Genomic DNA, 4,095 nt, shown 5'->3' with positions numbered 1-4,095 from the left:
AATCAGGACTTGACTCTCTTATCGCCCAAAAACCACCTCAAATTTGAATAATGTCGATTCGATAGAATCCTGCTTTCCCGTTATGGTAGAGGTACCCGGGAATACATGAAAAGCGCGCTTTCTGAAAGGACTCACCCTTGGAAAGCTTTGAACAATTAGTCGACCAGTATGAACCCATGCTCCACAAAATCATGAACTCGCTCCACCTTTACAAGAACCATGACGAATTTTATCAACACAGTCTCATTGCCCTTTGGGAAGCAAGCCAACGCTTCGACCCTAACAAAGGAAACTTCACCAACTATGCCTACACCTACATCAAAGGCTGCCTCCTCATGGAATTGAAAAAATCACACCAAGATCATGAACGAAATGCGCACCTAGATGAGCAATTCTGGGACCTAGTAGAAGATTCCTATTCTGATGATCCATTACAGAAAGAAATCCTGCTATCCTACTGTGAAACGCTGACACCGAACCAAAAGAAATGGCTCCTGTACACCGTCTGTGATCAACTATCGATCAAAGAAATCGCCGAACTAGAAAAGGTGTCCCTATCAGCAGTGAAAAGTTGGCGCAGCGGAGCTCGGGAAAAAGTGAAAAAGTTAGTGAGGGACTAGCAGACCAGTCATTAACTTTCTGTCTTTAACATTTTACTTTGTGTCGGTCGTCTTACCAAGGACAAACTTTTTGGGTTTGTCCTTACACAAACCAACACTCATTCGACTAAATAACAAATAGGCTATATTAATCAAACGTTTGATTGAAACAGGCACAAGTCTTGAATTAACTGAATTTCCTAAGCCATACTTGCGTGAAGCGTGTCGAACCTCGCTTGAAAATTTCGCAGGAAATATCCCTCTATTCCACAAAATTCCGTAATTGATGAATAACCATTTTTATGAAGAAAAATCTTATACAACTTCCACATTGCATAAATTAATCGGTGTTTTACACACTATTAAGGTAGCTCTTGACCACATCATGAAAGGAATTCATCCATGAAAAAACTACCTGTTCTTCTCGTTAGTTTGTTCTTCCTTCTGCAAATTAATTTATCATCGGCACTTGCAGCTAATAATCCACGAAATCTATTTGAGGTGAAATCGGGCGATTATTTATGGAAAATTGCTAAAACCTATGGAACGACTGCCTCAGACCTAAAACTAATCAACGGATTACAATCGGATTTAATCCTTGTTGGTCAAAAACTAAGGGTTCCAATCATGTATGAAGTAGTTGCTGGCGATACACTATGGAAGCTCTCACAAGCCTTTAATTCAACAGTCTCTTTGATAGCTACTACGAATGGGCTATCCTCCGATCAGATTTATGTCGGGCAAAAATTAAAAATTCCTCCTAAGCAACTGACCATGGATGGAAAGTTCATCCGTATGAATAGAGATGAATTTAAAGATTGGATTTTTAACCACAAATTCACTAGAAAAGTGGGCAAAATTCAGCAACATCATACCTATCAACCCTCTTATCAGCAATTCAATGGATCGAACCATTTCACATTGATGAAGGGGATGGAGGAGTATCATATATCGGGGATGAAATGGAGTGAGATCAGTCAACAATTAACCACCTTCCCGGATGGAACCGTGGTAGTGGGCAGATCTTTTAACAAAGCGCCCGAAGGTTCCTTTGGATTACTAAATAAAGAAGCAATGCACGCAATCGAAGCGGATGCAATCGCCATCGAAAACGTTGGAAACTTTGATGCAGAACATATGACAGCCGAACAAAAAGAAACAATTGTTACGGTTGCGGCACTACTTATGTTGAAATACGGGTTAACCCCTTCTGTTGACACGGTTACCTACCATCATTGGTGGGATATTAATTCAGGAGAACGCGTGTTAGATCACAGTGAAGGACATGCAGTTAAAACGTGTCCAGGTACTGGATTCTTCGGCGGAAATTCCACCACAGACGCAAAAAACAATTTTTACCCACTCGTAACACAAAAAATGCAAGAAATCTTAGCATCGATGCGTTAAGCCACAGAGGAGGTTCTCATGGTTGGTTCGAGGTTAGTACAAGCCACGAGAACCTTTCCCATAGTCTCTTTCCAGCCACAAAACCTTTCAAGACCATTCTATTAATAAAATTCTCCAATCTAGTTAAAATTTTCTGGTATAATTTATTTTTAGAATACAATTTTGAACATAGGAAGGAGAGTGTATTTTGGAAGGTTCATTTGGATTACTTTTAAACATAGTTATCACCATTTATTTAGTTATTGATTCTCGTAAGCATGGTAAAAGCCCCGTCCTTTGGGGAATTCTCGGATTCTTTTTTGGTGCGATTGCCTTAGGGATTTACTTAATAAAAACAGATCGAAAAGTGCTCGGTTGGATTATCACGATTATTAGTATAATCGGATATATTGTCTTACTCTTAGTCATTTTATTAGGGGTGGCTCTAATCATGGGCGGAGGATTCTCTTAAGTCATTAAATAATCTCTCCCATGGGTTTATCAATGGGAATATACAAAACTATTAAACTATGCTGATTACACAGCATGGTTTTTTGTTTGTATTCAATCACCAGTTATTTTTCTAAAAGGTAACCCACTAATTATCTGAATCTAATAATTAGTTTGTTATTTACAAGATACGTATAAATGTATATAATCCTATATAAATACTTGGAATTGTTAGGGTGTGCGATATGAGTATAGGGATTACATTGATGGGTTTACTTGTAGGTTTTTTGGTAGGGTTGACTGGAGTCGGCGGAGCAGCACTCTTAACCCCGGTATTAATTTTAATTGGGGTTAATCCTTCAATTGCTGTAGGTACAGACCTTGTTTATAATTCAATCACGAAACTATTCGGACTTGTTCAACATTGGCGACAAAAAACAGTTAATATTCAGATGGTTAAGTATTTAGCAATGGGAAGTATCCCTAGTGCAGTCATTGCAATTGGTTCCCTTCATTATTTTGAATCGTATTACCACAATCAAGAACAGATTATTAGGCATTCCCTCGGTTATATCCTGATATTTGTTTCACTTGCTATCATAATCAGAACGTTTGTAGAGAAAAAATTAAGACCAAATCGCTGGCAATTAAAACCTTTGAGTGAAAAGAAGATGTTAACCATTTTAATTGGCTGCATTTTTGGATTTATCGTTGGACTTACTTCTTTAGGATCAGGTTCTTTATTTGCTGTGGCAATGATCTATCTATATCGAATGAAGACATCAGAGATGGTTGGTACGGATATTACTCACGCGTTTCTTTTGGTTACAGTAGCAGGATTGCTTCATATCGGTTATGGAAATGTTAACTATATGCTTGTGGGTAATTTACTTATGGGCTCCATTCCGGGAGTATTGATTGGCAGCAGCATTTCCGCAAAGGTTCCAACCAGACCACTGCGAACCGTTGTTGCTGTATTGATTTTTGTAAGTGGACTGAAGTTAATCTAATTTTGCATAAAAAAGTCAGCATATATGCTGGCTTTTTTATATGAACCTAAATATCTATTATTATGATGCCAGCTTATGATTCTTAGTGAATTTTGAACCGTTTTGTTGATTTTCATGTAGGTATGAGAACTCATAGACGGAGAATTTCCGGCTAATGTATATCGAGGAAGCTTAAGAAGCGGATATAAGCGGAGATATTCCGATTAACTGCTCTAAATAAGACGAAATCCAGAGATTTGGATGATATAAACGGAAAAACTTCCTTTATTTTAAAGGAAATATGGGTATTTCCCAATTTAAACGGAATTTTACCGTTTATTTTTCAAACACAATGAAATCAACATTCAGTTATAACAGATCAAAACATAAAAAAACCACCTTCAAAAAATGGTTACTTTTTTAAAGGTGGTTGTTATTAAATGAATATAAATTAGTTTAAAAAAATGGCTCCGCAGGTAGGACTCGAACCTACGACCGATCGGTTAACAGCCGATAGCTCTACCACTGAGCTACTGCGGAATAATATGGTGGGCCTAAATGGACTCGAACCATCGACCTCACGCTTATCAGGCGTGCGCTCTAACCAGCTGAGCTATAGGCCCAATTTGGAGCGGGTGATGAGAATCGAACTCACAACATCAGCTTGGAAG

Annotated in this window: 4 protein-coding genes and 2 tRNA genes; 4 read left to right on the top strand and 2 right to left on the bottom strand. The window is 38.2% G+C overall.

All coding sequences use genetic code 11. From position 1 onward, the window contains the following. Window positions 1-137: 137 nt before the first annotated feature. The 4 genes from V7659_RS13480 (at window position 138) to V7659_RS13465 (ending at window position 3,445) form a co-directional block, all read left to right on the top strand. Window positions 138-620 carry a sigma-70 family RNA polymerase sigma factor gene (locus V7659_RS13480; RefSeq protein ID WP_335540424.1) on the top strand — a complete coding sequence of 161 codons (483 nt, stop codon included), beginning with the start codon at window positions 138-140 and terminating at the stop codon, window positions 618-620. Window positions 621-1,001: 381 nt separating this feature from the next. After that, the gene (locus tag V7659_RS13475; protein WP_335540423.1) at window positions 1,002-2,006 is read left to right on the top strand and encodes a LysM peptidoglycan-binding domain-containing protein; all 1,005 of its coding nucleotides are present in this window, start codon (window positions 1,002-1,004) and stop codon (window positions 2,004-2,006) included. A gap of 187 nt (window positions 2,007-2,193) precedes the next feature. After that, complete coding sequence (locus V7659_RS13470; RefSeq protein WP_335540422.1) at window positions 2,194-2,457, top strand: hypothetical protein; 264 nt, start codon at window positions 2,194-2,196, stop codon at window positions 2,455-2,457. Window positions 2,458-2,680: 223 nt separating this feature from the next. Beyond that, window positions 2,681-3,445 (top strand): sulfite exporter TauE/SafE family protein, encoded by a 765-nt coding sequence (locus tag V7659_RS13465; RefSeq protein ID WP_335540421.1) that lies wholly within the window; start codon window positions 2,681-2,683, stop codon window positions 3,443-3,445. A 444-nt stretch (window positions 3,446-3,889) separates the two neighbouring features. Here the strand turns inward: V7659_RS13465 and V7659_RS13460 are convergent. Both V7659_RS13460 and V7659_RS13455 read right to left on the bottom strand, forming a co-directional pair. Then, window positions 3,890-3,964: transfer RNA gene (locus tag V7659_RS13460), tRNA-Asn, on the bottom strand. 6 nt (window positions 3,965-3,970) lie between these two features. After that, window positions 3,971-4,047, bottom strand: a tRNA-Ile gene (locus tag V7659_RS13455). Window positions 4,048-4,095: the final 48 nt, after the last annotated feature.

This window comes from Neobacillus drentensis, assembly GCF_036966985.1.
Taxonomy (GTDB): Bacteria; Bacillota; Bacilli; order Bacillales; family Cytobacillaceae; genus Neobacillus; species Neobacillus drentensis_E.
This window is presented reverse-complemented; position numbering and strand designations above follow the sequence as displayed.